Origin of the sequence: Calditerrivibrio sp. (assembly GCA_026415135.1) — a bacterium.
Classification (GTDB): domain Bacteria; phylum Chrysiogenota; class Deferribacteres; order Deferribacterales; family Calditerrivibrionaceae; genus Calditerrivibrio.
Window position 1 is genome coordinate 1 of record JAOAHS010000055.1, and the last position, 1820, is coordinate 1820.

The window sequence follows — 1820 nt, forward strand, 5'->3', positions numbered from 1 at the left end:
ATCTCCAGTGTTACTTCTTTTGGAATGTTTGTCGAACTTGACAACTCTATTGAGGGTTTGGTACATGTTACAAACATGCTTGGCGATTATTATAATTACGATGAAAAAACACTCACCCTTACAGGTGAACGGACGCGCAAAATATATCGTATCGGTCAAAGGGTTGAGATAGAAGTGTTAAGCGTAAATCCAAATGAAAGACAGATTGATTTTGTGATTGTATCTGATAACCCGAAGGAAGAATCTGCAGAATAAGATTTTAGTTAGTGATAAAAAGCCTGATATTTTTCATTATAAAATTCTTGCCGTTTACGGCAAGAATTCAGGCTGTTGACAAAGGTCAACAGCCTTATTTATTTATATGTAAAAACATGGTATAATATAAAAAAGAGCTGAACTAAGGAGTGGAATGATGTTTAATAGCCCAAAGGAAACACAAAGTAAAATGGAGTTTGTATATATAGGAGATCTAGTACCAGAAGACCATCTATTAAGAAAGATAGATAAATATATAGACTTTAGTTTCATACGAGAAAAGACTAAAGAATTTTACTGTGAGAACAACGGGCGTCCATCTATAGACCCAATAGTTCTTTTTAAAATACTGTTCATTGGATATCTTTATGGAATACGTTCAGAAAGACAAATAATAAAAGAAATCGAAGTTAATGTAGCGTATCGATGGTTTTTAAAGTTATCATTAACCGACCCAATACCACACCACTCAACCATTAGTCAGAACAGGAAACGTAAGTTTAATGGGACAAACATTATGCAAGATATATTCGATGAGATTGTTCTCTTAGGAATAAAGAACGGTTTGATTGAAGGAAAAACTTTATTCACTGATTCAACTCATCTAAAAGCCAACGCTAATAAACATAAATTTACCCGTCAGAAAGTTAAGGAATCCACCAAAACATATCTCGATGAACTAGATGATGCAATATCTAAAGACCGCGAAGCGCATGGTAAAAAAACCTTAAAAGAAATACCACCTAGTGAAGAGTTAAAAGAAGTAAAAGTAAGTACAACCGATAAAGACAGTGGGTACATGTGTAGAGAAGGAAAGCCAGAAGGATTTTTTTATCTTGACCACCGAACAGTAGATGGCAAACTAAATCTAATAACTGATGTTCATGTAACAGCTGGTAATGTGCACGATAGCATTCCATACCTTGAAAGACTTGATCGCCAAAGGGAGCGTTTTGGCTTTGATGTGCAGGAAGTAGCATTAGATGCTGGCTATCTAACTATGCCGATCAGTTATGGTTTAGAGCAAAGAGATATATTTGGAGTAATCGGACACCGTAGATATCATTCAAAAAAGGGATTATTTCATAAATGGCAATTCAAATACGATAAGTCTGAAGATTGTTACATTTGCCCGGAAAATACAAAGTTGATCTACCGTACAACAAATCGCAAAGGCTACCGTGAGTATGTATCCAATCATAAGCTTTGCGCAAACTGTCCAAACTTAATGAAATGTACAAAATCTAAAAATCATGCTAAGCTAATAACTCGCCATGTATGGGAAGACAGTAAGGAAAAAATCAGAGTAAATCGATTAAGCGATAAAGGAAAAGTTTTGTATAGCAGAAGAAAGGAAACCATTGAAAGGAGCTTTGCAGATAGTAAAGAACTCCACGGGCTTCGCTATGCCCGATATAGGGGTATTAGCAAAGTTGTTGAGCAATGCTTGCTTACTGCAGCATGTCAAAATATTAAAAAGATAGCCACCTATCTCTGGAAACGCAATTTATCTAGCTATTTATTTTCATTTATTAATGAATTGCGGATTGGTTTCATCTGTTTTT

General features: G+C 35.1%; 2 protein-coding genes. Both read left to right on the forward strand.

Annotation, left to right across the window (positions count from 1 at the left end; genetic code table 11):
- Window positions 1–255 (forward strand): S1 RNA-binding domain-containing protein (locus N3C60_09185; protein MCX8085080.1); only part of this gene is annotated, 255 nt, incomplete at its 5' end.
- Window positions 256–412: 157 nt separating this feature from the next.
- The coding region (locus N3C60_09190; GenBank protein MCX8085081.1) for an IS1182 family transposase at window positions 413–1820 on the forward strand (1408 nt) is incomplete at its 3' end.